Raw genomic sequence first — 24,823 nt, 5'->3', positions numbered from 1 at the left:
CCTTATCGTTTCCTGTTGCTATGTTGATTCAGTGAGTCGAGGTAATCGCGCTTGGCTTTAAGTGCTTTTTCCAGTCCCCTTTCATTCGGCTCGTAAAACCGCGTGCCAGACAGACTTTCAGGGAAATAACACTCGCCAGCAGCAAATGCGTTAGGTTCATTGTGCGCATAACGATAATCTTCGCCGTGCCCCATTTCCTTCATGAGTTTCGTCGGTGCATTACGAAGGTGATTAGGAACACCAAGATCGCCTGTTTGTTTTGCCAGCGCCTTTGCGGCACTAAACGCGCTGTATACTGCATTGCTTTTCGCGGCCAGCGCGCAATAAACGGTCGCTTGCGCAATCGCGCGCTCGCCTTCAGCAGGGCCAACCCGATGAAATGTATCCCAGGCGTTTATTGCCAGTTGCATTGCGCGCGGATCCGCATTACCAATGTCTTCTGACACGATAGCCAGCAATCGCCGGGCAACATAAAGCGCGTCGCCTCCGCCGTGCAAAATCCGCGCATACCAATAGAGTGCAGCGTCCGGATCAGACCCTCTGACAGACTTATGAAATGCGGAAATCAAATCGTAAAAGGTATCACCTTTATTGTCATAGGCGGCAATCTTTTCACCCACGGCCTGCTCGATGTCTTTCAGGGTGATGGTATTTTCGGAAGTAAAATCCGATGCCAGCTCCAGATAGGTCAGCAGACGTCTTGCATCACCTGCGCATAGGTCAAGCAATGCTGCTCTGGCATCGGATTCAATAGACAGGTTTCTGTCACCAAGGCCCCGCTCATTGTCTGCCAGCGCACGTTCCAGTACCCCGTTCAGCGCTTCCGTATCCAAAGCCTGCAGAACATAAACGCGTACACGGCTTAACAAGGCATTATTCAGCTCAAAGGAAGGGTTTTCCGTGGTCGCGCCAACAAACGTGACCGTGCCGGATTCTACAAACGGCAGGAAGGCGTCCTGCTGGCTTTTATTAAAACGATGGACCTCATCAATAAATAATAGTGTTCGCTGCTGATACCGCGCATCGGCTTCGGCCTTCTCCATGGCAGCGCGAACCTCTTTTACCCCCGAGGTTACTGCTGATAACCGGATAACATTGGCATCGGTGTAATGCGCAATTAGTTCGGCTAGTGTGGTCTTGCCAGTTCCGGGCGGCCCCCACAGAACCATTGAATGGCAGTGACCGGACTCAAGCATTTTGCGAAGCGGCTTTCCCTCTCCCAGTAAATGCTGTTGTCCGGCATAGTCATCAATGGCAGTCGGCCGCATGCGCGCTGCCAGCGGTGCATAGAGATCGTTCTGCGCCATTACCGCTGATCGTCAATCATGTAGGTATCAGGTATTGAGACAGTAAATAATGAACTGTCAGGCTCATCGGTTACGTTAACAGAGGAAAACACCAGATTGCTGGTCTGTGACTGCGCATCGAGCATTGTCAGCGAGGCCAGCGTCTGGTTGTCAAAGTGCATGGTCAGTGACTGGATCTGACCATCATCTTTCTTTGGCCTCACCGTGTATTTACCCTCAGCACCTTCGGTGACAGTAAAATCATCCCAGATTGCCGGGTCATTGCTGGTCAGTAAGATTACCGGGTTGTCAGCAATTGCCTGTGACTGATCGATAATAGTCACCTGCTCAACGAAGGTATCAATATTCCAGACCACATCGCCGTCAGCAATAAGTAAGGTCTCATCGGGAAACGCCGTTTCCCAGCGCAGTTTATCCGGGCGTGTCATCGTCAGTGTGCCAGTGGCTTCATGAACAACGTCGCCGGCCTCATCAGATACGGTTTGCTGAAAACTCGCGGCGTAATGTGTCATGTCAGATAACAGGCGCTTCAATGCCACTTCTGACTGTTCATCAGCCTGTATACTTACTGAGCTCAGCAGCAGTGGGCTGAGCATGACAAAAATCGCTTTTTTCATAGTAATTAATCTCTTGGTGCAGGGGGCGCTAAAACTTCCCGGTTACCGTTGTGTCCTTGTGGACTTACGACACCACTGGCTTCCATTTGTTCGACCAGTCTGGCTGCACGGTTATAACCGATACGGAATTTACGCTGAACGCTGGAGACGCTGGCCCGGCGACTTTCTGTAACAAACGCAACAGCTTCGTCGTAGAACGCATCTAATTCCTGATCGCCGCCTTCAGGTTGTTCACCCGGCAGAAGGACTTCTGCTGTGGCTTCACCATTGAGGATCTCATCAATATATTCAGGCTCACCACGCTTTTTCCAGTCAGCGACGACGGCATGCACTTCATGGTCATCTACAAACGCGCCATGAACACGCGTAGGTACCGGACTACCCGGTGGCAAATACAACATGTCACCCATTCCCAGCAATGCCTCAGCGCCCTGCTGGTCAAGAATGGTACGGGAATCCACTTTACTCGACACCTGAAATGCAATCCGTGTGGGTATATTCGCCTTTATCAGGCCGGTAATAACATCCACTGAAGGACGCTGTGTTGCCAGAACCAGGTGTATACCGGCAGCTCGGGCTTTTTGCGCGATCCGGGCAATCAGTTCTTCAACCTTTTTGCCAACAATCATCATCATGTCAGCAAATTCGTCAACCACCACTACGATACTGGGCAATTTACCAAGATCAGGTGCTTCAGGATCCATACTCTCTTCAGACTTCCAGAGTGGATCTTTAATCGGCTCACCGTCCTGAATCGCTTTCATGACTTTGGTGTTGTAGCCCTTAAGGTTTCGCACACCCAGGGCACTCATCAAGCGGTAACGTCGCTCCATTTCGCCAACACACCAGCGCAGTGCATTAGCCGCTTCTTTCATATCAGTAACCACTTCTGCAAGCAGATGGGGTATTCCCTCATAGACCGACAACTCAAGCATTTTCGGGTCAATCATGATCATGCGCACATCTTCCGGCGTGCTTTTGTAAAGCAGGCTTAAGATCATGACATTAACGCCTACTGACTTACCCGAACCGGTAGTACCGGCAACCAACAAATGCGGCATCTTCGCAAGATCAACCACAACCGGCTTTCCGGAGATATCAGAGCCAAGCACCATGGTCAGTGCTGATGGATTCGACTGGAAGGTATCGCAACTGATGACTTCACTTAGCCTTACCATTTCACGTTTTTTATTCGGCAGCTCCAATCCGATAACAGATTTACCCGGAATAACCTCAACAACACGTACTGAGATCGCTGACATGGCACGCGCCAGATCCTTAGACAGGCTTGTAATTTTGCTCACCTTCACGCCGGGAGCAAGGTCAAGTTCGAAACGGGTGATTACCGGGCCAGGATAAACGCCCACAACCGTTGCTTCGATATTGAAGTCAGCCAGTTTCTCTTCAACCAAGCGTGAGACGATATCCAGCTCTTCCTGCGAAATCGGATTTTCATGTTTATCTGCGCGCTCTAACAAATCAAAAGATGGCATAGGGCCATCCGGCGCCTCTTCCGTCACAGCTGTAGGTTTGGACGGTGGCGGTGTCTTGGTAGCCGGTGTTGGCTGAGATTCCGTTGCCGGAGCACTACTTGCCGCCCGCATCTTTTCTTTGACGCCAGAAAACAGTGACGATTTTTCTTTTGGTGCAGGTTTATCGTCTTCGACGACAAACGGTGGCTCATCGCCATCATCGAATATTTCATCAGGAATACCAAAGCTGGGTTCTTCCCTCTGTGGCTGCGGCCTGGGTACTTTTGTCTCTTCGGAAGGGGGCTCTGCGCGCATACTGGTGATATCAATATCTGACTCGTTCTCACTTCCCTGCTCTCGTGAAGGTAGCGCCAGCCGGGGCATTTCTATGCCCATTAATTGCTGAGGTATCCCTACGGCCTTTCGCCCGGTCCACAGTGTCGCACTTCCAATACTGTCGATGATGGTCAGCCAGCTGATACCTGTCAGCAGGGTAAAGCCGGTACAGAAAAAACAGAGCAGCAACAGGATAGTGCCAGCAGTATTAAAATAAGGGATCAGCGCAGAGCTGATGACATCACCTACGAAACCGCCAGCTGAGAAGTTATAGATATCGTTGAAGTTGATACTGGCAATGCCGGTAGCGCCGAGAGCCAGCAACAGCCCGCCAATGATTCGAAGCCCGATTGTCAGATAATCAAACTCGTCCAGTTGTTTGATGTGCTGAAACAAAAACCAACCTAAAAATGCACAGCAAAAAGGTAGCGCCCACGCCAGATAACCAAAGCTGAACAGCAGAAGATCCGCTATCCACGCGCCACTCGCGCCCACCCAATTGTGAACGTCCAATTGTAAACCCGCCTGACTCCAGCCTGGGTCACCGGGATGAAAAGATGCTAATGCCAGCAACAGAAAAAATGCAAAAACGCAGGCTATCATCATGCCTGCTTCCCACAAACGCTGGATTCCGGAAAGTCGCGCCATACCTAAATAAATCACTATATTTTAGTACTACAGTAAGCAATTCATACACCAGTCTGTATCAGACAGCCTGAATGCAACCTGAAACATTGCTTCTGCTACTTCATTTTTTATTGTCAAAGCCTACCACAAAGGGGGTTGGCAAGCCTATGCCAAATTACTTCAGATTAATACGAAGTGCAGTTGTGCTTTTGACCTCTTCCATGACCACATAGGTGCGTGATTCGCTCACACCTGGCAATCGTAGTAAGGTATCACCAAGCAGTCGACGATAACTCGACATATCAGCCACGCGGGCTTTAAGTAAAAAATCAAAGTCACCGGACACCAGGTGGCACTCCTGAATATCGTCATGTTGTTTCACTGCAGCAGAAAATTCTGCAAAGATATCAACCGACGTTTTGGTCAGTGTGATTTCCACAAAAACCAGCATGGCCGCGCCTAGTTTTTCAGGATTGACGACTGCGTGGTATCCCGTAATGTAGCCTTGTGCCTCCAGACGCTTAACCCTTTCCAGACAAGGGCTTGCACTTAATCCAACCTCTTTTGCCAGATCAACATTGGAGATACGTCCATCTTTCTGCAACACTGTAAGTATGTTGCGATCGATGCGGTCAAGGTGTTTGGGTGTTTTCACCAACATACAAAAACCCGTAAATTTTTCTGAATGCCAAATAATACACTGCACTTTCCCAACTTTCAGCAGATACTTTGGTTTTTGTTTCAGTATACTGCGCAGCTTATTCGCATATCATCCTACACTTTTAAGAGGGCAATCTATGCTAGTCGGTGTACCAAAAGAAATAAAAAACCACGAATACCGTATCGGTCTGACGCCTGCCGCAGTGAAAGAATTCGTTAGCCATGGCCATCAGGTAATGGTGGAAAGCAACGCAGGTGAAGCCATAGGGTTTACCAATGAGATGTACACCGAAGCCGGTGCGTCAATTGCCTCTTCTGCAGAAAAAGTGTTTGCCGAAGCAGAAATGATTGTCAAAGTGAAAGAGCCTCAGCCTGACGAATGTAAGCAGCTAAGCAAAGGACAGACCCTGTACACATACCTGCACCTTGCGCCGGACCCGTTGCAGACTGAGTTGTTGGTCGCCTCAGGCGCAACCTGTATTGCTTATGAGACCGTGACAGATGAACGTGGTGGCCTGCCACTGCTCGCACCAATGAGTGAAGTGGCCGGCCGCATGTCAGTGCAGGCTGGTGCGCACTACCTGGAAAAGGCGCATGGCGGTAGCGGTACGTTGCTGGGCGGTGTGCCAGGCGTAGCGCCAGGTAAAGTGCTGGTGATTGGCGGCGGTGTTGTGGGTACAAATGCAGCAAAAATGGCACTGGGACTGGGTGCTGATGTCACCATCCTTGACCGTTCGCTTCCACGCCTTCGTCAAATTGATGATATTTTCAATGGTCAGGTTAAGACCGTATATTCTACTGTTGATGCCATTGAGCATTACTCTTCAAAAGCGGATCTGGTTGTCGGCGCTGTACTCATCCCTGGCGCGGCGGCACCGAAACTCTTAAACCGTGAACACATCCGTGCCATGAAGCCCGGTTCTGTTCTGGTCGATGTTGCTATCGATCAGGGTGGCTGTTTTGAAACTTCAAGAGCCACTACGCATCAGGACCCTGTCTATGTCATAGATGACGTCGTACATTATTGCGTAGCCAACATGCCTGGCGGCGTGGCGCGGACCTCAACGATGGCGCTTAACAACGCTACACTGCCATTTGGTCTGGCACTCGCCAACAAAGGGCCAGCGCAGGCAATGCTGGATGATCGTCACTTACTGGCCGGTCTTAACGTGCATGAAGGCAAAGTCACTTATAAAGCGGTTGTGGATGCACTTGGTAAGCAACTGGGGCTGACTTACACCCCTGCTGAAGAAGCCTTGCGTTAATATTTGACAGCATGTAATGAACTCGAAAGCCCCGTAAGGGGCTTTTTTATTGCCTGAAGACAGGGCATGATAGATGTAGCTTTGCTGTAATCTGTCTTGCGAAAATGAATAAGACTGTCAGCACTGCTCATTTTGTTACTGCTTTAAAAGGAATTTAAAATGAAGTCCGTTAAATGGCTTACCAGTAGCGTTTTTGTATTAATTTTATCCGCCTGTGCCAGCACTCCCCAGCTCACTCAAAAGCCTGTCGATATCCCTCTTCATGACATTGCGAAGTACTGGCTTCCGGAAGTATCCGGCTTTTCATATGGCAGTCCGCCCAAGCAGCCGGGCACTGTCATCGTCAGCTATCTGGTAGATTCTGAGGGTGATATTTACGACGTAGAAATTATAAAGTCTACGCCAGAGGGATTATGGGACGGTGTCGTCAAAAAATCATTGAGAAATACCACATTCACACCATCCCCTTACAATAAGGCCCGGGTGCCAGTGAGAGTGACCGCACAATATGATTTCTCAGGATAGCCGTAGTGTGAACATTAACGGTTGCCAAAGTAACACATGTTATCAGTGACAATTGACAGTGAGGTAACAGGTCCCTCACTGTCGCAGTAACCGTTACAAGCCTTTGATACTGTCGTTGACCGATTGCAGCACCTGTTGTGGAGAGCTTGCCTGGGTAATTGGACGCCCCATCACCAGATAACTCACACCATGGCGAACGGCATCTTCTGGCGTCATAACACGCTTCTGATCACCAGCGTCGCTTCCTGCCGGACGGATACCCGGTGTAACCAGCAAAAAGTCATCAGCCATATGCTCTCGTAACGCCGTTGCTTCTCTGGCAGAGCAAACAATGCCGTCAAGCCCGGCGCGAGCAGTCAGTCTGGCAAGTTTCAGAACCTGCTGTTCAGGCGTTACTCCAGAGACAACATCAGCAAGCTGCGCGTCATCCATACTGGTTAACACAGTAACCGCAATCAGTTTAGTCTGTGGATGTGAACTACCGGCGATGGCAGCCTTTGCTGCTTCCATCATTGGCAAGCCGCCAGAGGCGTGGACATTTACCATCCAGACACCAAGCTCAGCAGCAGCTTTACACGCTTTCGCTACCGTATTGGGAATGTCATGAAATTTTAGGTCGAGAAAAACATCGAACCCTTTCTCTACCAGCGACTTCACAAAATCCGGTCCGAATAAAGTGAACATCTCTTTGCCCACTTTTAACTTACATTGGGTAGGATCCAATCCATCAACAAATGCCAGGGCTTTCGCTTTGTCATCGTAATCCAGTGCGATAATCACGCGCGCTTCTTGTTGCATTACCTTATTCCCCATCAAGACCTTTAATTGGTTTCACCACTCCCCACTTTTTGCAGGAGGGACACAACCAATACAGCTTTCTACCGGAAAAACCACAGCTCTGGCAGCGGTATTTGGGACGCTGCATCATTTGCTTTTCAACTAACTCTTCAAGCAACTCGAGGCTTTCCGTAGAGGCTTTGTCTTCAATTTGATCGATATACAACCCCATCAGGGTTTTGAAACCACGCATTGTAGGGCGATTTCGCAGTTGTTCAAGCAGATATTCCGCCGCTTTATTATGCTCACCCTGTGCCAGCAGTACATCTACCATCGCCAGATAGGAGGTAGCACATTGTTGCCAGTGAGCTTCCAGGTTCTCAGCAAACTCGCTCCAGTTACCCGTTTTTTCAGCGATGGACTCCAGTAACGGTACCGCTTCGCTAAACCAACTAATATCTCGTTCTGCGACCTGCAGCAGGTAGGAAGATGCATCCGTAAACCGCTCCTGCTCCAAAGCGATTTCACCAAGCATCAACCAGGGACGAACTGCGTGCTCATCGGCGTTAACCGCCTTTTGCAGTAAGGTCAATGCTTTACCCTGCTCACCGGCTTTCAGTTCAAGGCTGGCCTGCTCACAATAGAAGTGCGCCAGACGTCCGCTGACATCGTCATTGTCGCCGTGACAATCAACCATCCGCTCTGCCAGTTCGATGGCCCGACCCCATTCTTTGGTAGTCTGATAAATGCTGAATAGTTGTTGCTGAGCAACCAGATAGTGTTTTTCACTGTTCAACAGTTGAAGAAAGGCGTTTTCAGCACGTTCAAGAAATCCGGCCTGTGTGTAGTCCTTCCCCAGCTCCTTGAGTGCATTTTCGCGCTGACTTGGCTGAATTTCGTCACGGCTTACCAGGTTTTGATGTACTCTGATTGCGCGATCGATTTCTCCGCGGTGGCGGAAGAAATTTCCCATGGCGATATGCGTCTCAACCGTGTCTGAGTTGAGATTTATCATTTTGATAAGTGTGTCTACAGCCTTATCTGGCTGGTCGGAGAGGAGGAAGTTCAGGCCTTTATAATAATGTCTGGAAAGTATGCTTGATTGTTTACGCTGTGCCTGACGAACGCTGTTGCGACCCATTATCCAGCCATATCCAGCCGCAACCGGCAGGAGAAGAAACAACAATTCAAGCATATTAGTGGTCTTTGTTTAACTTTCGAAGCTTACTGCGCGAAGCGATCAGTTTTACTCTTAAGCTCAGCCAGCTTGCCATCATTATCAATATGCCAATAACCACCCCTACCGACAACGTAACAGCAATAAGCGTAGACACTCTGAGTTCTGCGCGAGCAATCAGGTAGTTCACAGATATCAACGCATCATTTTGCGAACCAATTGCAAATGCCAGTGACAGCAGTACCAAAACCACAATGATGAAGAGGATCCCTTTCAACGCCAAAGCCCTTGTTACTCAATAATTTGAAGAGCATAGCAAATTGCGGGGAAACATAACATCGTAATGTGGCGATTAGCGATCAAAGATTGAATCAGGCTGCACCTGACTCTGTAAGCGCTTCGTCAGCAGGCGGAATGGGCCGTAGCCTTGCTGAGACGAGGTCGTTTTGCAGCATGGAAAGGTTCGTCAGATAAATAACGTGGGTATACCCCTCCTGCATTTTCAACAGTTGGTCATACGCTCCCTTATCGACTTTGGAAAGCTGTGCAAGACGCTTACGGGTCAACGGGGTTGAATGGCTTTGAGAACGAATGCAGCAAATATCGGTAACGCATAACTGGATTTTCTGATCCTGCAATTTTTGCGCTATCTGCTGTCGCATACTGCCGTAAAGGAAATCATCATTTTTGATGAAAACCAGTTTGCTGTCTGATTTGCGAACACAGTGCACCACAGTGGTAGTCTGACATGTGCCCTGAAACAACGACTCCAGCATCTTGGACTTTGGTTTTGTGGCATTTCTGTCAGCAAAGAAACCATGCAGCGGCGTAATATTTTTTGCCTGAGAGAACGGATAAATATCATCACAGGTATCACCCTGATAAACCGTTTTCAGTCTGTCTAAAAGGTGCCTGTTCAGTACACACAGAACTGCCAGAGACGGCATATGTCGGATTGCCAGTTCCCAGATAAACCGGTGTGTGGCGCGCTGCAGTCTCGCGACGTCACGCATTTTATAAAATGCGGTATTATCTTCCACCATTGCATCCACACTGGCACCGGTTTTACTGGATTTTGCCAAATCCAGCAGACAAAGTCGCAACACGCCGCTTTCGGGGTCAAAATGCACCACACGATACCGTTCATTCTTTATTTTAAGATCGGGAACCGTAACCCTTACCTCTTCGCCAATGGCCTGCGATTTGTCACTGATAGTCAGTTGCAGGCCCTTTGAAGACAGGTCATTAACTTTTGCCTCGACACTGGATAGTAAGCCGGTTTTTATACTTGCCGGTTTGTCTACCACGTACCGGGTTTCAGAACGCCGATCGAGGTCTTCTTCCATCACATAGTCGATACGCCAGCAGTCATCGGTGACCAGAAAGGATTTTGGAATGGGTTTAAAGTCACAGCGAGTACCAAGGGTCAGCTTGCTGACTTTATCAGTGACGTCACGGCAAAAAATAATCCGGTTTAATGAGGATAAAGATGTAAATTGCTTCGGATCGATATCATGGATAGAAAAGCTTTTATGTTTATCCTCATCGGAAATCTCTTCTATACGGCAATGTGTACACGACAGGTCGCCAGACTTGGATAACAGATAAACATAAGCGCTTAACTGATCAATCTCCAACAATTGGCGATGTGTCATCGCTACCTCAACCATGCCTCGCTTCGTTTTTATACTACCGTGGAACACAAAGGCTTCACCATACTTACTCACTTCCCGGCCAAGGTGGCTGAAAAGTGCCTGGCCGGAAAGTTTTTTAAGGACCGAAAAAGCATTGCTGTGCTTTATATTGGATTTAGTAAGTAAGGCGATGACGGGGCTGATTTCACGTTTGGTCACTGAAACAAATATGGGAACCCAGGGACTACTTTCCAGGATCCTGTCGCGCTCTAAATCCTGCATCGCTCTTTCGATTTCAAGATCGCGCTTAAGAGGCTGATTATAAGCCGTCGCCTGAATATATTTTTTTATTGCTTCGTAAACATAGGGCTCAACGTCATCATGAAGACTAAAATTGGACTCGTACTTTCCGGAATGCTTATTAAACTTTACTGAGTCAAGAACGAATTTGACCTCTTGGTCGGGCAAGTGGAGCCCCATCACGTCAGGGAACGTAAACGTAATTTCATCGCCGGTCTTACTGTTGGGTGGCCGTTTCGTTTCTACGGCCATCGTATCGAAAGCCAGCGAACTGACGTTGCAGTGCCTGCCCTTTTCAAACTCCAGCGAGGACACCGGGAAATTTGGAGATAGCGCGATGTCATCGCCAAAATCGATGTCGTTGAGTGACTGCGTTTCAACCGCAAAGGCATCTACAATTTTCTTGTACTGGTCTTTTTTTATCTGCGCCTGATAGACGTCAGAATTCATTACCGATTCAAAGACACCAACCGTATAGCGGTTCTGGTAAAGTGACGTTTCGTCTTTGAGGATCCTGGCACCGACTTTGTCCAGACGCATCTGGACACCAAAGTGCTTAAATTTCATGACGGGGAATTGGGCAAATGCTGAATTGTCGGCAGGGGCGTCCGTCAGAGAGGTGAGTCTGATTACTTCTTCTTTTACTACCCTTCGTACGCTACTGGGTAACCGCTTGGAAAATTTATTGAGGCCTTCCAGCAGACGGTTATCTTGCTCGTATGGAATTAATGCGCGTATGAGTGGCTGATACTGCTTTATAATTTTTTCTTCTTCGCCCACTGACATGTCTGTCTAGCATAATTATGTCATCATCAGCCCTACTATAAAGGGCGTGCAAAGAGAATTGCAACTAATTATTTTTTGAACAACACAATTTAATGAAGCGACCAGTGGTTTGCCTTTCGCGATAGATAACACGAAGGATAAAGAATTATGTTTATTGGTAGTAGAAAACTGTGCAATTTTTCATAAAGGCTAACGGGCTCACTCGTTCGGACACAAAAAAGGCCGCAAAATGCGACCTTTTATATTACTGAATTGACGCGTTCACGCGTTCCCGTAATTCCTTGCCCGGTTTGAAGTGAGGGACGTACTTTCCGTCTAGTTTCACTGTCTCACCCGTTTTAGGATTTCTCCCAACGCGGGGGGCACGGTAATGCAATGAGAAACTACCAAAACCCCTGATTTCAATGCGCTCGCCCTTCTGTAGGGTTTGCGCCATCTGCTCAAGGATTTCTTTAATTGCAAGCTCGAGTTCCTTCGCAGGAATGTGGCGCGCCTGATCCGCGAGCTGCTCAATTAGTTCTGACTTGGTCATGAAAACCTCATTGTCACAAATTAATCCAAACAGCTACTGCGGAATGGGAGCATAATATTACGCCCCCATTAAAGCATTACTCGCCTTTAGCTGCTTTAAATGCTTCAGCCATTGCGTTAGCAAAGCCACCGTCGTCTTGCTGGTTAACTTTATCGATAGCTTCTTTCTCGTCTGCCTGATCTTTCGCTTTAACAGACAAGTTCACAGTGCGGTTCTTACGATCCACGCCCATGAATTTCGCTTCGATGCTGTCACCCACGCTAGCTTCTTCAGAAGCGTCTTCTATACGGTCAACAGACAAGTCTGCAACGCGGATATAGCCGTCAACTTCTTCAGCCAGGTTCACAGTAACGCCTTTGGCATCAACTGCAGTAACTGTACCTGTAACGATAGCACCTTTCTTGTTCTCTGTCAGATACTTATTGAAAGGATCTTCTTCGATTTGCTTCACGCCAAGAGAGATACGCTCACGCTCTGGGTCGACTTGCAGTACAACAGCAGAGATTTCGTCGCCTTTCTTATAGTCGCGAACCGCGTCTTCACCAGATTTGTTCCAGCTGATGTCAGAAAGGTGAACCAGACCGTCGATGCCGCCGTCAAGGCCGATGAAGATACCAAAGTCAGTGATTGACTTGATCTTACCAGACACTTTGTCACCTTTTTCGTGTGACTTAGCGAACTCTTCCCATGGGTTAGCAATGCACTGCTTAAGACCCAGAGAAATACGACGACGCTCTTCGTCAATTTCAAGAACCATAACTTCAACAGTATCACCCAGGTTAACAACCTTAGACGGGTGGATGTTTTTGTTAGTCCAATCCATTTCAGAAACGTGTACCAGACCTTCAACGCCATCTTCGATTTCTACGAAGCAGCCGTAATCAGTCAGGTTAGTTACCTGACCAGAGATCTTAGTACCTTCTGGGTAACGCTGTGCAATTTCTTGCCATGGATCGTTGCCCATCTGCTTCATACCAAGAGAAACACGCTGCTTCTCTTTGTCGAACTTCAGAACTTTAACATTGATTTCGTCACCAACATTCACGATTTCACTTGGGTGCTTAACGCGCTTCCAAGCCATGTCAGTGATGTGCAGAAGGCCGTCAACACCGCCTAAGTCTACGAATGCACCGTAGTCAGTCAGGTTCTTAACGATACCTTTGATTTCGTGGCCTTCTTCCAGGTTCGCCAGAAGTTGCTCACGTTCTGCACTGTTTTCAGCTTCAATAACAGCACGACGAGAAACCACAACGTTGTTGCGCTTCGCGTCCAGTTTGATAACTTTGAATTCAAGCTCTTTGCCTTCCAGGTGAGTGGTGTCGCGTACTGGACGTACGTCAACCAGAGAACCTGGCAGGAATGCGCGTACACTGTTAACTTCAACAGTGAAACCGCCTTTCACTTTACCGTTGATAACGCCTTTGATTGTGGCTTTATCATCGTAAGCTTTTTCCAGCTCAACCCACGCTTCGTGACGCTTCGCTTTTTCGCGAGACAGAATAGTTTCACCGAAGCCGTCTTCTACTGCATCAAGGGCTACGTCTACTTCGTCACCAATAGCGATTTCTAGTTCGCCTTCGGCGTTTTTGAATTGGTCAGCTGGGATAGCACTTTCTGATTTCAGGCCTGCGTCAACAAGAACGATGTCTTTGTCGATAGAAACTACGGTACCTTTAACAATTGAACCAGGGCGAGTTTCTAGTTCCTGTAGGCTTTCTTCAAAAAGTTGTGCAAAATTTTCAGTCATAAGGTTTAAAATTCAGTTTAAGTTTAATCCACGCTACAATCCGGTTACCGTGGGGTTATTAATAAAAGCCGCTACATCCTGTTGCAGCATTGGCGATGATTTATCTCACCTCATTCAAGCGTGAGTTAATAACATCTATTGCTTTTTCAAAGACTTGGTTGATATCCAGGTCTGTTGAATCGATAATTACAGCATCTTCTGCCGGTACCAGTGGAGCTACCGCGCGCTGTGTATCGCGCTCGTCTCTGGCCTGGATATCGGTTAAAAGGCGCGCAATATTAACATCCATGCCCTTCTCTTTCAACTGGCCGTAACGACGCTCTGCCCTAGCTTGGGCGCTGGCTGTAAGGAATATTTTTACCACGGCATCGGGGAAAACCACTGTGCCCATATCACGGCCATCAGCGACGAGGCCAGGTTCGTGCTGAAACGCACGTTGACGACGCAGCAGCGCTTCTCTAACGCGAGGGAGTGCAGCAACCTTTGATGCTACGGCCCCAACCTGCTCGGTACGGATGTCGTCGGTGACATCTTCACCTTCAAGGATAATGCGAGTGCCCTCTCCCTCTGTTTCAAAGCTGACGTCCAGGCCAGTGGCAAGAGGCACGATCGATTCTTCGTCATCACAAGGCAAATCGTGATGAAGTGTAGCAACTGCCAGCACGCGGTAAATTGCGCCGCTATCGAGAAAATGCCAACCTAACTTTGATGCCAGTAAGCTACTTAACGTACCTTTACCAGCGCCACTTGGACCGTCAACCGTGACGACGGGTGATGGATGCATACCTGCTCCAGAATATTATAAAAAGGTTAAAAAAACGCGCGCAATTATACGCGTTCAGAAACGATTGGCAATGCTGTAGCCCGAACTACAGCATTAACCTTTCGACAGTAGCAGGAAATGATCAACCTGGTTGGCAGATAGTTTTGAAACGTTCAAAGTAGTCTGGAAACGTTTTCGCAGTGCAGCCCGGATCGTTAATAGTGACGGGGGTATCACTCAATGCTATCAGGGAAAAGCACATCGCAATACGATGATCATTGTAAGTATCGATCTCAGCGTGCTGCAACATGTCCGTTGGCCACACTGTAATATAATCGTTACCCTCTTCAACGCTTGCCCCCAGCTTTTTCAGTTCTGTTGCCATGGCGTGCAGGCGATCGGTCTCTTTAACCCGCCAGTTGTAGATGTTACGAATACTTGTTGGTCCTTCAGCGAACAAGGCTGTGGTGGCGATAGTCATGGCCGCGTCGGGGATATGGTTCATGTCCATATCCACGCCTTTAAGCGGCGCACCTGTCACACTGACCGACTCATCTTCCCAGTGAACCGTAGCGCCCATGGCTTCCAATACGTCGGCAAATCGCACATCGCCCTGGATGCTTTTTTTACCAATGCCGGTGACTTTCACCGTACCACCTTTGATTGCGCCGGCGGCAAGGAAATAAGAAGCTGACGACGCGTCCCCTTCAACCAGAAACCGACCGGGTGAACGGTACTTCTGCCCGGACGCGATGACAAATGAGCGGTAGGCGTTATTCGTAACAGATACGCCAAACTTCGCCATGGTATCCAGGGTAATATCAATATACGGCTTGGAAACCAGTTCCCCTTTTATGGTGATAGTAAGATCACCTGTAAATAACGGGGCGGCCATCAGCACTGCGGTTAAAAACTGGCTTGAAACACTGCCGTCAACTTCAACGGTACCGCCCTCAAGCGAGCGTCCGGCAATTTTCAGCGGCGGGTAGCCATCATTTTTCAGATAGGTAATGTCTGCACCGGCCTGACGCAACGTATCAACTAAATCGCCAATAGGTCGCTCTTCCATACGGGGCTCGCCGGTAAGCGTTACATTCACATCGCTGGCGGCAAGAGCCGCGCACAATGGACGCATCGCCGTACCGGCATTACCCAGAAATAACTCCAGCGCCTCAGGTTGTTCGAAACGGCCACCTATTCCTTTAACTTCGCATCGCGTATTACTATTGCTGAGCGAATACTCAACGCCTAATGCAGTGAGTGCATTGAGCATATGTCTGATATCGTCGCTATCCAGCAAGTTAGTTAAAACGGTAGTGCCTTCAGCCAACGCAGCAAGAAGTAATGCCCGGTTTGAGAGGCTTTTAGAGCCTGGTACGTTAACTTCACCGGAGACGCTACTGATAGGCTCCAGCGTCAGTTGTGTTTCTATCATCCGTGGGTCCTCTCAAATTCCTGCATGAATTCTACCAATGCCACCACGCCTTCAACTGGCATGGCGTTGTAGATACTTGCACGCATGCCACCCACCGAGCGGTGTCCTTTCAGTGCGACCAGGCCTGCGTCGTCAGCTTTTTTCAGAAATTCAGCATCCAGCTCCGGCATGGCTAACTGGAACGGCACATTCATTCTTGAGCGATTATCCGGGTGTACCTGTGACTGATAAAAGTCGGAGTTGTCGATTTCTGCATACAGCAGGTTAGCTTTCTCGTCATTTCGTTTGTCAATAACCTCAAGCCCCCCCTGCGCTTTCAGCCATTTAAACACCAGTCCGGCTAAGTACCAGGAAAAGGTCGGTGGCGTGTTGTACATAGAGTCCGAGCCCGCCAGCAAGTCATAATCAAAAATGGACGGCGTGGCCTGACGCGCATTTCCTACCAGATCTTTTCTGACTATCACCACGGATAAACCGGAGGGGCCGATATTTTTCTGTGCGCCCGCATAAATCACACCGTATTTAGACACATCCAGCGGGCGAGACAGTATCGTTGAGGACATATCCGCAACCAGCGGGACATCGCCAGATTCAGGCAACCAGCTAAACTCAATCCCATCTACGGTTTCATTTGGGCAAAAATGATAATACGCAGCGTCTGACCAGGACGAATCGAACACAGGTTTTTCAACGTAATGTTTACCGTCTTTCTGGCTGACATTTCCAACCACTACCGGCTGATTATATTTTTGCGCTTCGCTGACTGCCCCCTTAGACCAGGAGCCACTCACCAGATGTAAACTTGTCTGCTGTTCTGTTGACAAATTTAACGGTACCGCCGCGAATTGACCGCGACCACCGCCGTGGGTAAACAGTACGTGATAGTTATCAGGCACATTCAGCAAATCGCGAAGATCTTGCTCAGCCTGAGCCGCGACATCAATAAAATCTTTACCGCGATGGCTTACCTCCATGACAGAGCAGCCGGAGTCACGCCAGTTCACAAATTCATCTTTAGCCTGTGCCATGACTTCATAGGGGAGCATGGCCGGGCCAGCACTAAAATTAAACACGTTTTTCATTGCGCTTTTTCAACACCTGTAAACACAACAAGCGGCATATGCCGCTTGTTACCAAAGAACCTGCATGAAGCCGATACCTAAACGGTACCGGCACACTCATGCGCTACTCTTCTGTCGCTGGCTTATCTTCACCGTTATCGGTGTCAGCAGATTCAGCCACCGCGGCGTTTTCTTCACCGTCTTCTAATAGTGCTTCGTCTAATACATCTTCAACTTCTTCAATTCGCTGAAGACCAACAACATGCTCGTTTTCACCGGTACGGATAAGTCGAACACCCTGCGTATTACGGCCGACAACAGACACTTCGGATACGCGAGTACGAACCAGCGTTCCCATGTCACTAATCAGCATAATCTCATTGTTATCATCAACCTGAACAGCGCCAATCACTTTCCCGTTTCTCTCGGAAACTTTGATCGATACAACGCCCTGGGTTGCGCGGCTCTTCGCCGGATAGTCGTCCAACGGCGTGCGCTTACCAAATCCGTTCACGGTGGTAGTCAGAATCGCGCCATCACCGCGCGGAACAATCAGTGATACCACTTTCTGATCATCCTGCAATTTGATACCGCGTACACCTGTTGCCGTACGGCCCATTGGGCGCAGCGCCATCATCTCTTCGCCCGTTTCAGGATCCAGCTTCACTGCGCCGGTTTCTGCATCGCGAAGCTTCTCGTTAAAGCGAACCACTTTACCGGCGTCAGAGAACAACATGATGTCATCATCACCATGGGTAATTGCTACACCAATCAGCTCATCACCGTCATTCAGATTCACCGCGATAATACCGCTTGAACGTGGACGCGAGTAAAGACTCAGGTCAGTCTTCTTAACTACGCCGTTAGCTGTCGCCATAAGTACGAACTTACCTTCTTCGAATTCTTTAATCGGAAGAATAGCGGTAATGCGCTCGTCCTGTTCCAGCGGCAGAATATTTACAATTGGACGTCCTCGGGCATTTCGGCTTGCGAACGGCAATTGATATACCTTCAGCCAGTATAAGCGGCCACGGGTTGAGAAGCAGAGAATATGATCGTGCGTGTTGGCGACCAGCAAGCGCTCGATGATATCTTCATCTTTCATCTTCGTGGCCGATTTGCCTTTACCACCACGGCGCTGTGCTTCGTAATCAGACAGTTTCTGATACTTCACATAGCCCTCACGTGAAAGCGTGACAACAACGTCTTCCTGTTCAATCAGATCTTCAATATCAATATCGTGGCTTGCCGCAGTGATTTCAGTACGACGTTCGTCACCAAATTCATCACGGATCAGCTCCAGCTCTTCTCTGATCACTTCCATCAGACGCTCAGGGCTGTTCAGAATATGCAGCAGCTCAGCAATTTGCTCAAGCAACGCTTTATATTCATCAAGGATCTTTTCATGCTCCAGACCGGTCAGCTTGTGCAGACGTAAGTCCAGGATAGCCTGAGCCTGTTGCTCAGTCAGATAATACTTGCCATCACGAATACCAAATTCAGGCATCAGCCAGTCTGGACGGGCAGCATCATTTCCGGCACGCTCCAGCATTTCTGAGACGTCGCCCAGGTTCCAGCCCTGACCGACCAGCGATTTCTTCGCATCTGCCGGACTCTGTGACGCTTTAATCACTTCGATAATCGGATCGATGTTTGCCAGCGCAATTGCCAGGCCTTCAAGAATGTGTGCACGGTCGCGCGCTTTACGCAGTTCAAATACGGTGCGGCGTGTCACTACCTCGCGGCGATGCAGAATAAAGCATTCAAGCGTTTCTTTCAGGTTAAATACTTTGGGCTGGCCATTATCCAGCGCCACCATATTAATACCGAATACTGTTTGCAGCTGTGTATTGGCATACAGGTGATTAAGCAGAACTTCTGCGGACTCTGACCGCTTCACTTCGATTACAATCCGCATACCTTCTTTATCGGATTCATCGCGAAGTGCAGAAATACCTTCAATGCGCTTCTCTTTAACCAGCTCAGCAATCTTTTCGATAAGTCGCGCTTTGTTAACCTGATACGGAATTTCATTAACGATAATGGTTTCTTTACCGTTATCTTCCGTCTCTATTTCAGCTTTCGCGCGCAGATAGATTTTGCCCCGACCTGTGCGATAAGCATCTTCTATTCCTTTACGTCCACTGATCATCGCCGCTGTCGGGAAGTCAGGGCCTGGAATATGAGTCATCAAATCATCGATAGTAATGCTGGGATCTTCGATCAAAGCAATACAGCCGTTGATGACTTCAGTCAGGTTATGCGGCGGAATGTTTGTGGCCATACCAACTGCAATACCTGATGAACCATTTACCAGCAGGTTCGGGACTTTAGTTGGCAGCACTTCAGGAATAAATTCGGTACCGTCATAGTTCGGTACGAAATCCACTGTCTCTTTATCCAGATCAGCCAGCAATTCGTGGGCGATTTTCGCCATACGTACTTCGGTATAACGCATTGCAGCAGCAGAGTCGCCGTCTACAGAACCGAAGTTACCCTGTCCGTCTACCAGCATATAGCGCAATGAGAAAGGCTGTGCCATACGGACAATGGTGTCATATACCGCTGAGTCACCATGGGGGTGATATTTACCGATAACGTCACCCACTACACGGGCAGACTTTTTATACGGTTTGTTGAAGTCGTTTTTGAGTTCGTTCATGGCGAAAAGTACGCGGCGGTGTACCGGCTTCAGGCCATCTCTTACATCGGGCAATGCACGCCCAACAATAACGCTCATCGCGTAATCAAGGTAGGAGTTCTTCAACTCTTCCTCAATATTTACGGGGAGGATTTCTTTAGCGTTATCAGTCATAAACTGCTTAGTCCCTTGTTATCGGTTCATTTGCGCTACCGGCAGGTCATCTGAGCTTCCCCTCTGATACCCGGCGCACAATTTATTATGGGGGTGTTAATTCATACCGAGTGTACCACCGGTAAGTCAAATAATGTAGCGCTGAATGATCGCTTAATCAGCCTCAGCGCACTGACCGTTTATTTTTCATTCAACCAGCAATGTCGCCGCATATTTTCAATCCCATTATTTACCAATTTACGCTATGTTAGCCCGATAACTCAAACAGACCTTACGTTGGTCTGCTTATTTCTACTGGATTTCGATATGGCGAACGTTGATCAACAGGAAATTGATAAATTTGGGGAACTGGCTTCCCGCTGGTGGGACCCTGAAGGTGAATTTAAACCTCTGCACGCGATTAATCCTCTCAGGCTGGATTTTATTCAGCAACATACAGACGGGCTGTTTGGTAAAACGGTGGTTGATGTTGGCTGCGGTGGCGGCATTCTCGCGGAGAGCATGGCCCGGGCCGGTGCTACAGTAACCGGCATTGATATGGCTGAAGCTTCGTTAGAGGTGGCAAAGCTTCACGGTCTGGAATCGGGTATCAGTGTCACTTACAAAAAGATTACTGCGGAAGAGTTTGCTGCTGACAATGCCGGCACGTTTGACGTTGTCACTTGTATGGAGATGCTGGAGCACGTGCCGGAACCCGCTTCGGTAGTTGCAGCATGCGCGAAACTGGTGAAACCGGGCGGCCATGTCTTCTTTTCCACACTTAACCGGAATATCAAGTCGTATCTGCTTGGCATTGTTGGCGCAGAGTATGTGTTAAACCTGGTGCCAAAAGGAACGCATCAGCATGGTCGGTTTATCAAACCATCAGAGCTGATGGCGATGACCGATCATGCGTCGCTGTTTAATCGTCATATCACTGGCTTACACATGGATCCGCTCACGCAGTCTTTTTATTTGTCGGATCGCAATGTGGATGTGAATTACCTACTACATACTGTGGCTGACCAATAGGTCAAATACTATATCTTGTGCTCACATTTTGGGCACATCACTATATATCGTGTTTTTATAAAAAAAACGATTTAGGAATAATTTGTTTTAATAAAAAAATATGATCAGTAAAATGCTTGCATTTGCGATAATTAACGCTTGTTCAACGCTTTTAGGTGAGTCACTACTAACCTGAAAATCACTTGTGCCTGACTGCTGGAATAACCACCAGATATTGGGTTGCATTAAAACCAAAACCTCACTATCTTGTGTTTAATCCAAAGCGAACGCGTAAGCGAAGAAGAATTAAAAACAGCAACGCTGCCGCTTGGGATCGTGTCAGATCATTCTTTCGCAGTATATTGATCGCACGAGATCCGGGGTTGAGTCCCGGATGCTCAGAAACAATAAAAATCGGGTGCAAAAACCTTCGCTTCACGCGCTAACAAATAAACGGCCAGTACCAATGAACAATAATCTATACGTCACCAAACGAAACGGTGAAAAAGAGCCCATCGATCTGGAAAAAATTCACAAGGTCATCACATGGGCAGCCAAAGGGCTAAACAATGTTTCTGTCTCCCAGGTAGAGATCAAAGCACAAATTCAGTTTTATGACGGTATTAATACCAGCGAAATTCATGAAACGTTGATCAAATCTGCAGCAGATTTAATTTCAACCGATGCACCAGACTATCAGTATCTGGCAGCGCGCCTGGCCATTTTCCATCTGCGCAAAAAAGCGTACGGTGAATTCGAGCCACCTGCCCTGTTTGACCACGTCGCCAAGATGGTAGACATGGGCAAATATGATGAGCACTTGCTAAAAGACTACACTGCTGAAGAGTTTGCCGAAATGGACAGCTATATTGACCATTGGCGCGATATGAACTTCAGTTATGCCGCGGTCAAACAGCTTGAAGGTAAATACCTGGTACAAAACCGTGTTACCGGTGAAATTTACGAAAGTGCACAGTTCCTTTATATCTTGGTAGCCGCCTGCCTGTTTGCTAATTATCCTAAAGACACACGGTTGAGCTATATTCGTCGCTTTTATGATGCGGCGTCTACTTTCAAGCTGTCTTTGCCTACACCAATTATGTCTGGTGTGCGTACGCCGACACGGCAGTTCAGCTCATGTGTTCTGATTGAGACAGGTGATAGTCTGGACTCTATTAACGCTACAGCCAGTGCTATCGTTAAGTATGTCAGTCAGCGTGCTGGCATTGGCGTAAATGCCGGTCGCATTCGCGCACTGGGCAGTCCTATTCGTGGTGGTGAAGCCTTCCACACTGGTTGTATTCCGTTTTATAAATACTTCCAGACAGCAGTTAAAAGCTGTTCTCAGGGCGGCGTTCGCGGCGGTGCGGCTACGTTGTTCTATCCACTTTGGCACATGGAAGTCGAATCGCTGCTGGTTCTGAAAAATAACCGTGGTGTAGAAGAAAACCGTGTTCGTCATCTTGATTATGGTGTGCAGTTTAACAAGCTGATGTATCAGCGCATGATGAAAGATGGCTATATCACGCTGTTCAGTCCGTCAGACGTTCCTGGACTGTACGATGCTTTCTTTGCTGATCAAGCCAAGTTTGAAGAGCTATACGTCAAATACGAGAACGATGACAGCATTCGCAAGAAGCAAATTAAAGCAATGGAGCTGTTCAGCTTGTTTATGCAGGAGCGTGCAAGCACTGGCCGTATTTACCTGCAAAACGTTGACCACTGTAATACGCATAGCCCGTTTAATCCGGAAGTAGCGCCGGTACGTCAAAGTAACCTGTGCCTTGAAATTGCGCTGCCGACGAAGCCCCTTGAACATGTTAACGACGAAAACGGTGAAATTGCACTGTGTACACTATCGGCGTTTAACTTAGGTGCTATTAAGTCGCTGGATGAGTTTGAAGAGTTGTCAGATTTGGCGGTACGTGCGCTGGACAGTTTGCTGGACTATCAGGATTATCCGGTCCCGGCAGCCTATAACGCCACGATGGGCCGTCGCACACTGGGTATTGGCGTAATCAATTTCGCTTACTACCTTGCTAAAAATGGCGTGAAATATTCAGATTTCAGCGCTAACGGTCTTGTGCATCGTACGTTTGAAGCCATGCAGTATCATCTGCTTAAAGCATCAAACAACCTGGCAAAAGAAAAAGGGGCTTGCCCGAAATTTAACGAGACAACCTACTCGCAAGGTATTCTTCCAATCGATTCTTACAAGAAAGATCTGGACAGTGTGTGTAAAGAGCCTCTGCAAATGGACTGGGAGACCCTACGCGCCGACATTAAGGAGCATGGCTTACGCAACTCTACGTTGTCTGCGCTGATGCCGTCAGAAACGTCTTCACAGATTTCTAACGCCACCAATGGTATTGAACCACCACGTGGCCACATCAGCATTAAGTCCAGTAAAGATGGTGTGCTGAAGCAGGTCGTGCCCGATTACGAAAACCTTAAAGATCAATACGAGTTATTATGGGATATTCCCTCTAACGATGGCTATCTGCAACTCGTTGGTATCATGCAGAAGTTTATCGATCAGACTATCTCAGCAAATACCAATTACGACCCGGGTAAGTATGATGGTGGCAAGGTACCGATGAAGCTGTTGCTGAAAGACCTGCTTACCACTTATAAACTGGGCGTGAAAACATTGTACTATCACAACACCCGTGACGGTGCCTCCGACTCCAGCTCTCTGGAAGTCAAAGAGCAACAGCAGAAGCCAAATGCTCAGGAAGCCGTGATGGTAGAAGATGATGATTGTGCGGGCGGTGCGTGCAAGATATAGCGCGCCCCCCATTCAAAACAGCAAGAACACCGATAATAAACGCGTTTGTTTTAACTTTATTAGGCCACTATGAAATACACCACGTTTAATCAGCAAAGTATCAACCCGTTGGTTGAGCCAATGTTTTTTGGTAATCCGGTCAACGTCGCCCGTTATGACCAGCAAAAACATGCTATTTTCGAGAAGCTCATCGAGAAGCAGATCAGCTTTTTCTGGCGTCCGGAAGAAGTTGACGTAACACGTGATCGTGTAGATTTTCAGAAGCTGACCGAACCGGAAAAGCACATCTTTATTTCTAACCTGAAATACCAGACGTTGCTTGATTCCGTGCAGGGCCGCAGTCCGAACATCGCGTTTCTGCCAATTGTGTCATTGCCCGAGCTTGAGACATGGGTAGAAACCTGGTCGTTCTTCGAAACGATCCACTCCCGTTCGTACACCCACATTTTGCGTAACCTGTTCTCAGATCCCAGCGATATCTTTGAAGACATCGTGGTAAATGAAGAAATTAAGCGTCGTGCCTCGGATATCTCTAAATATTACGATGACCTGATCTTCGCAACACAACTGTGGCAGACACAGGGTGAAGGCGATCATTCCGTCGATGGCGAGGTTCATACGATTAATCAGTACGAGCTTAAGAAAAAATTGTTCCTGTGTATGAATTCGGTTAATGCACTGGAAGCCATCCGCTTCTATGTCTCGTTTGCCTGCACCTTTGCGTTTGCTGAACGTAAACTGATGGAAGGGAATTCGAAAATTATCCGTCTCATTGCACGCGATGAGAATCTGCACCTTTCTTCAACACAGCATATTTTAAATCTGTGGGCGAAAGGCAAAGACGATCCCCAAATGGCACAAATAGCGGAAGAGTGCCGTGAAGAAGCCCGTGCTATCTTTATGAATGCTGTTGAACAGGAAAAGCAATGGGCTGACTATCTGTTCCAGAACGGCTCTATGATTGGTCTGAATAAAGATATTCTGTGCCAGTACGTCGAATACATTGCCAATCAGCGCATGTCTGCCATTGGTTTCGATATGCCGTTTGATGTGAAAAGCAATCCCCTGCCCTGGATGAACAACTACCTTAACTCAGACAATGTGCAGGTAGCGCCTCAGGAGTCAGAAATCAGTTCTTACCTGGTGGGTCAAATCGATTCAGCGGTCAGTGAAGACGATTTCGCGGATTTCGAGCTGTAATCCCCGCGT

19 protein-coding genes are annotated in these 24,823 nt (G+C 48.1%); 5 read left to right on the top strand and 14 right to left on the bottom strand.

Going from position 1 to position 24,823, the window contains the following annotated elements; translation table 11 throughout:
• Positions 1-2: 2 nt before the first annotated feature.
• The 4 genes from JKP77_RS16330 to lrp all read right to left on the bottom strand — a co-directional run bounded on the left by JKP77_RS16330 (position 3) and on the right by lrp (position 5,020).
• On the bottom strand, positions 3-1,307 hold the full coding sequence (locus tag JKP77_RS16330; RefSeq protein WP_218312229.1) for a replication-associated recombination protein A: 1,305 nt from the start codon (positions 1,305-1,307) through the stop codon (positions 3-5).
• Positions 1,307-1,924 carry an outer membrane lipoprotein periplasmic chaperone LolA gene (lolA, locus tag JKP77_RS16325; RefSeq protein WP_218312228.1) on the bottom strand — a complete coding sequence of 206 codons (618 nt, stop codon included), beginning with the start codon at positions 1,922-1,924 and terminating at the stop codon, positions 1,307-1,309. Before lolA ends, JKP77_RS16330 begins: the two co-directional genes overlap by 1 nt.
• A 5-nt stretch (positions 1,925-1,929) precedes the next feature.
• The gene (locus JKP77_RS16320; RefSeq protein WP_218312227.1) at positions 1,930-4,380 is read right to left on the bottom strand and encodes a DNA translocase FtsK; all 2,451 of its coding nucleotides are present in this window, start codon (positions 4,378-4,380) and stop codon (positions 1,930-1,932) included.
• A 154-nt stretch (positions 4,381-4,534) separates the two neighbouring features.
• Entirely contained in the window at positions 4,535-5,020 is a 486-nt protein-coding gene (gene lrp / locus JKP77_RS16315; RefSeq protein ID WP_218312226.1) for a leucine-responsive transcriptional regulator Lrp, read from the bottom strand.
• Between the two features lie 136 nt (positions 5,021-5,156).
• On the opposite strand from lrp, the gene ald reads away from it, so the two are divergent.
• Both ald and JKP77_RS16305 read left to right on the top strand, forming a co-directional pair.
• The gene (gene ald, locus JKP77_RS16310) at positions 5,157-6,284 is read left to right on the top strand and encodes an alanine dehydrogenase (protein ID WP_218312225.1); all 1,128 of its coding nucleotides are present in this window, start codon (positions 5,157-5,159) and stop codon (positions 6,282-6,284) included.
• A gap of 159 nt (positions 6,285-6,443) precedes the next feature.
• On the top strand, positions 6,444-6,809 hold the full coding sequence (locus JKP77_RS16305; RefSeq protein ID WP_218312224.1) for a TonB family protein: 366 nt from the start codon (positions 6,444-6,446) through the stop codon (positions 6,807-6,809).
• A 93-nt stretch (positions 6,810-6,902) separates the two neighbouring features.
• Here JKP77_RS16305 and pyrF read toward each other — a convergent pair whose 3' ends face one another.
• From pyrF to gyrA, 10 genes are all read right to left on the bottom strand, one after another.
• Complete coding sequence (gene pyrF, locus JKP77_RS16300; protein WP_218312223.1) at positions 6,903-7,607, bottom strand: orotidine-5'-phosphate decarboxylase; 705 nt, start codon at positions 7,605-7,607, stop codon at positions 6,903-6,905.
• Positions 7,608-7,611: 4 nt separating this feature from the next.
• The gene (lapB, locus tag JKP77_RS16295) at positions 7,612-8,781 is read right to left on the bottom strand and encodes a lipopolysaccharide assembly protein LapB (RefSeq protein ID WP_218312222.1); all 1,170 of its coding nucleotides are present in this window, start codon (positions 8,779-8,781) and stop codon (positions 7,612-7,614) included.
• Position 8,782: 1 nt separating this feature from the next.
• Positions 8,783-9,040, bottom strand: a complete 258-nt coding sequence (locus JKP77_RS16290) for a LapA family protein (RefSeq protein ID WP_218312221.1) — start codon at positions 9,038-9,040, stop codon at positions 8,783-8,785.
• 94 nt (positions 9,041-9,134) lie between these two features.
• The gene (locus JKP77_RS16285) at positions 9,135-11,483 is read right to left on the bottom strand and encodes a PilZ domain-containing protein (protein WP_218312220.1); all 2,349 of its coding nucleotides are present in this window, start codon (positions 11,481-11,483) and stop codon (positions 9,135-9,137) included.
• 244 nt (positions 11,484-11,727) lie between these two features.
• Complete coding sequence (ihfB, locus tag JKP77_RS16280; protein WP_218312219.1) at positions 11,728-12,015, bottom strand: integration host factor subunit beta; 288 nt, start codon at positions 12,013-12,015, stop codon at positions 11,728-11,730.
• A 76-nt stretch (positions 12,016-12,091) separates the two neighbouring features.
• Complete coding sequence (gene rpsA, locus JKP77_RS16275; protein ID WP_218312218.1) at positions 12,092-13,762, bottom strand: 30S ribosomal protein S1; 1,671 nt, start codon at positions 13,760-13,762, stop codon at positions 12,092-12,094.
• A gap of 100 nt (positions 13,763-13,862) precedes the next feature.
• Positions 13,863-14,546 (bottom strand): (d)CMP kinase, encoded by a 684-nt coding sequence (cmk, locus tag JKP77_RS16270; RefSeq protein ID WP_218312217.1) that lies wholly within the window; start codon positions 14,544-14,546, stop codon positions 13,863-13,865.
• A 121-nt stretch (positions 14,547-14,667) separates the two neighbouring features.
• Positions 14,668-15,960, bottom strand: coding sequence for a 3-phosphoshikimate 1-carboxyvinyltransferase (gene aroA / locus JKP77_RS16265; RefSeq protein ID WP_218312216.1), 1,293 nt, complete (start codon positions 15,958-15,960; stop codon positions 14,668-14,670).
• Positions 15,957-17,042, bottom strand: a complete 1,086-nt coding sequence (serC, locus tag JKP77_RS16260) for a 3-phosphoserine/phosphohydroxythreonine transaminase (protein WP_218312215.1) — start codon at positions 17,040-17,042, stop codon at positions 15,957-15,959. The genes aroA and serC overlap by 4 nt, the downstream gene beginning before the upstream one ends.
• Positions 17,043-17,145: 103 nt before the next feature.
• The gene (gene gyrA / locus JKP77_RS16255; RefSeq protein WP_218312214.1) at positions 17,146-19,836 is read right to left on the bottom strand and encodes a DNA topoisomerase (ATP-hydrolyzing) subunit A; all 2,691 of its coding nucleotides are present in this window, start codon (positions 19,834-19,836) and stop codon (positions 17,146-17,148) included.
• 306 nt (positions 19,837-20,142) lie between these two features.
• Here gyrA and ubiG point away from each other — a divergent pair, with 306 nt between their 5' ends.
• The 3 genes from ubiG (at position 20,143) to nrdB (ending at position 24,814) form a co-directional block, all read left to right on the top strand.
• The gene (ubiG, locus tag JKP77_RS16250) at positions 20,143-20,847 is read left to right on the top strand and encodes a bifunctional 2-polyprenyl-6-hydroxyphenol methylase/3-demethylubiquinol 3-O-methyltransferase UbiG (RefSeq protein ID WP_218312213.1); all 705 of its coding nucleotides are present in this window, start codon (positions 20,143-20,145) and stop codon (positions 20,845-20,847) included.
• Positions 20,848-21,292: 445 nt separating this feature from the next.
• Positions 21,293-23,614: a class 1a ribonucleoside-diphosphate reductase subunit alpha gene (nrdA, locus tag JKP77_RS16245; RefSeq protein ID WP_218312212.1), complete on the top strand. Its 2,322-nt coding sequence runs from the start codon at positions 21,293-21,295 to the stop codon at positions 23,612-23,614.
• A gap of 69 nt (positions 23,615-23,683) precedes the next feature.
• On the top strand, positions 23,684-24,814 hold the full coding sequence (gene nrdB / locus JKP77_RS16240) for a class Ia ribonucleoside-diphosphate reductase subunit beta (protein WP_218312211.1): 1,131 nt from the start codon (positions 23,684-23,686) through the stop codon (positions 24,812-24,814).
• Positions 24,815-24,823: the final 9 nt, after the last annotated feature.

This window comes from Alteromonas antoniana (assembly GCF_019249295.1).
In the GTDB taxonomy this organism is placed as follows: domain Bacteria; phylum Pseudomonadota; class Gammaproteobacteria; order Enterobacterales; family Alteromonadaceae; genus Alteromonas; species Alteromonas antoniana.
The sequence above is the reverse complement of the archived record's forward strand: the minus strand, read 5'-3'. Positions and strand labels throughout refer to the sequence as shown.

Coding starts and splice junctions, on each gene's coding strand:
- nrdA (WP_218312212.1), top strand. CDS start 21,293: ATGAACAATAATCTATACGTCACCAAACGAAACGGTGAAAAAGAGCCC.
- lapB (WP_218312222.1), bottom strand. CDS start 8,781: ATGCTTGAATTGTTGTTTCTTCTCCTGCCGGTTGCGGCTGGATATGGC.
- ald (WP_218312225.1), top strand. CDS start 5,157: ATGCTAGTCGGTGTACCAAAAGAAATAAAAAACCACGAATACCGTATC.
- serC (WP_218312215.1), bottom strand. CDS start 17,042: ATGAAAAACGTGTTTAATTTTAGTGCTGGCCCGGCCATGCTCCCCTAT.
- JKP77_RS16285 (WP_218312220.1), bottom strand. CDS start 11,483: ATGTCAGTGGGCGAAGAAGAAAAAATTATAAAGCAGTATCAGCCACTC.
- lolA (WP_218312228.1), bottom strand. CDS start 1,924: ATGAAAAAAGCGATTTTTGTCATGCTCAGCCCACTGCTGCTGAGCTCA.
- ihfB (WP_218312219.1), bottom strand. CDS start 12,015: ATGACCAAGTCAGAACTAATTGAGCAGCTCGCGGATCAGGCGCGCCAC.
- nrdB (WP_218312211.1), top strand. CDS start 23,684: ATGAAATACACCACGTTTAATCAGCAAAGTATCAACCCGTTGGTTGAG.
- ubiG (WP_218312213.1), top strand. CDS start 20,143: ATGGCGAACGTTGATCAACAGGAAATTGATAAATTTGGGGAACTGGCT.
- aroA (WP_218312216.1), bottom strand. CDS start 15,960: ATGATAGAAACACAACTGACGCTGGAGCCTATCAGTAGCGTCTCCGGT.
- JKP77_RS16305 (WP_218312224.1), top strand. CDS start 6,444: ATGAAGTCCGTTAAATGGCTTACCAGTAGCGTTTTTGTATTAATTTTA.
- rpsA (WP_218312218.1), bottom strand. CDS start 13,762: ATGACTGAAAATTTTGCACAACTTTTTGAAGAAAGCCTACAGGAACTA.
- gyrA (WP_218312214.1), bottom strand. CDS start 19,836: ATGACTGATAACGCTAAAGAAATCCTCCCCGTAAATATTGAGGAAGAG.
- cmk (WP_218312217.1), bottom strand. CDS start 14,546: ATGCATCCATCACCCGTCGTCACGGTTGACGGTCCAAGTGGCGCTGGT.
- JKP77_RS16320 (WP_218312227.1), bottom strand. CDS start 4,380: ATGGCGCGACTTTCCGGAATCCAGCGTTTGTGGGAAGCAGGCATGATG.
- JKP77_RS16330 (WP_218312229.1), bottom strand. CDS start 1,307: ATGGCGCAGAACGATCTCTATGCACCGCTGGCAGCGCGCATGCGGCCG.
- lrp (WP_218312226.1), bottom strand. CDS start 5,020: ATGTTGGTGAAAACACCCAAACACCTTGACCGCATCGATCGCAACATA.
- pyrF (WP_218312223.1), bottom strand. CDS start 7,607: ATGCAACAAGAAGCGCGCGTGATTATCGCACTGGATTACGATGACAAA.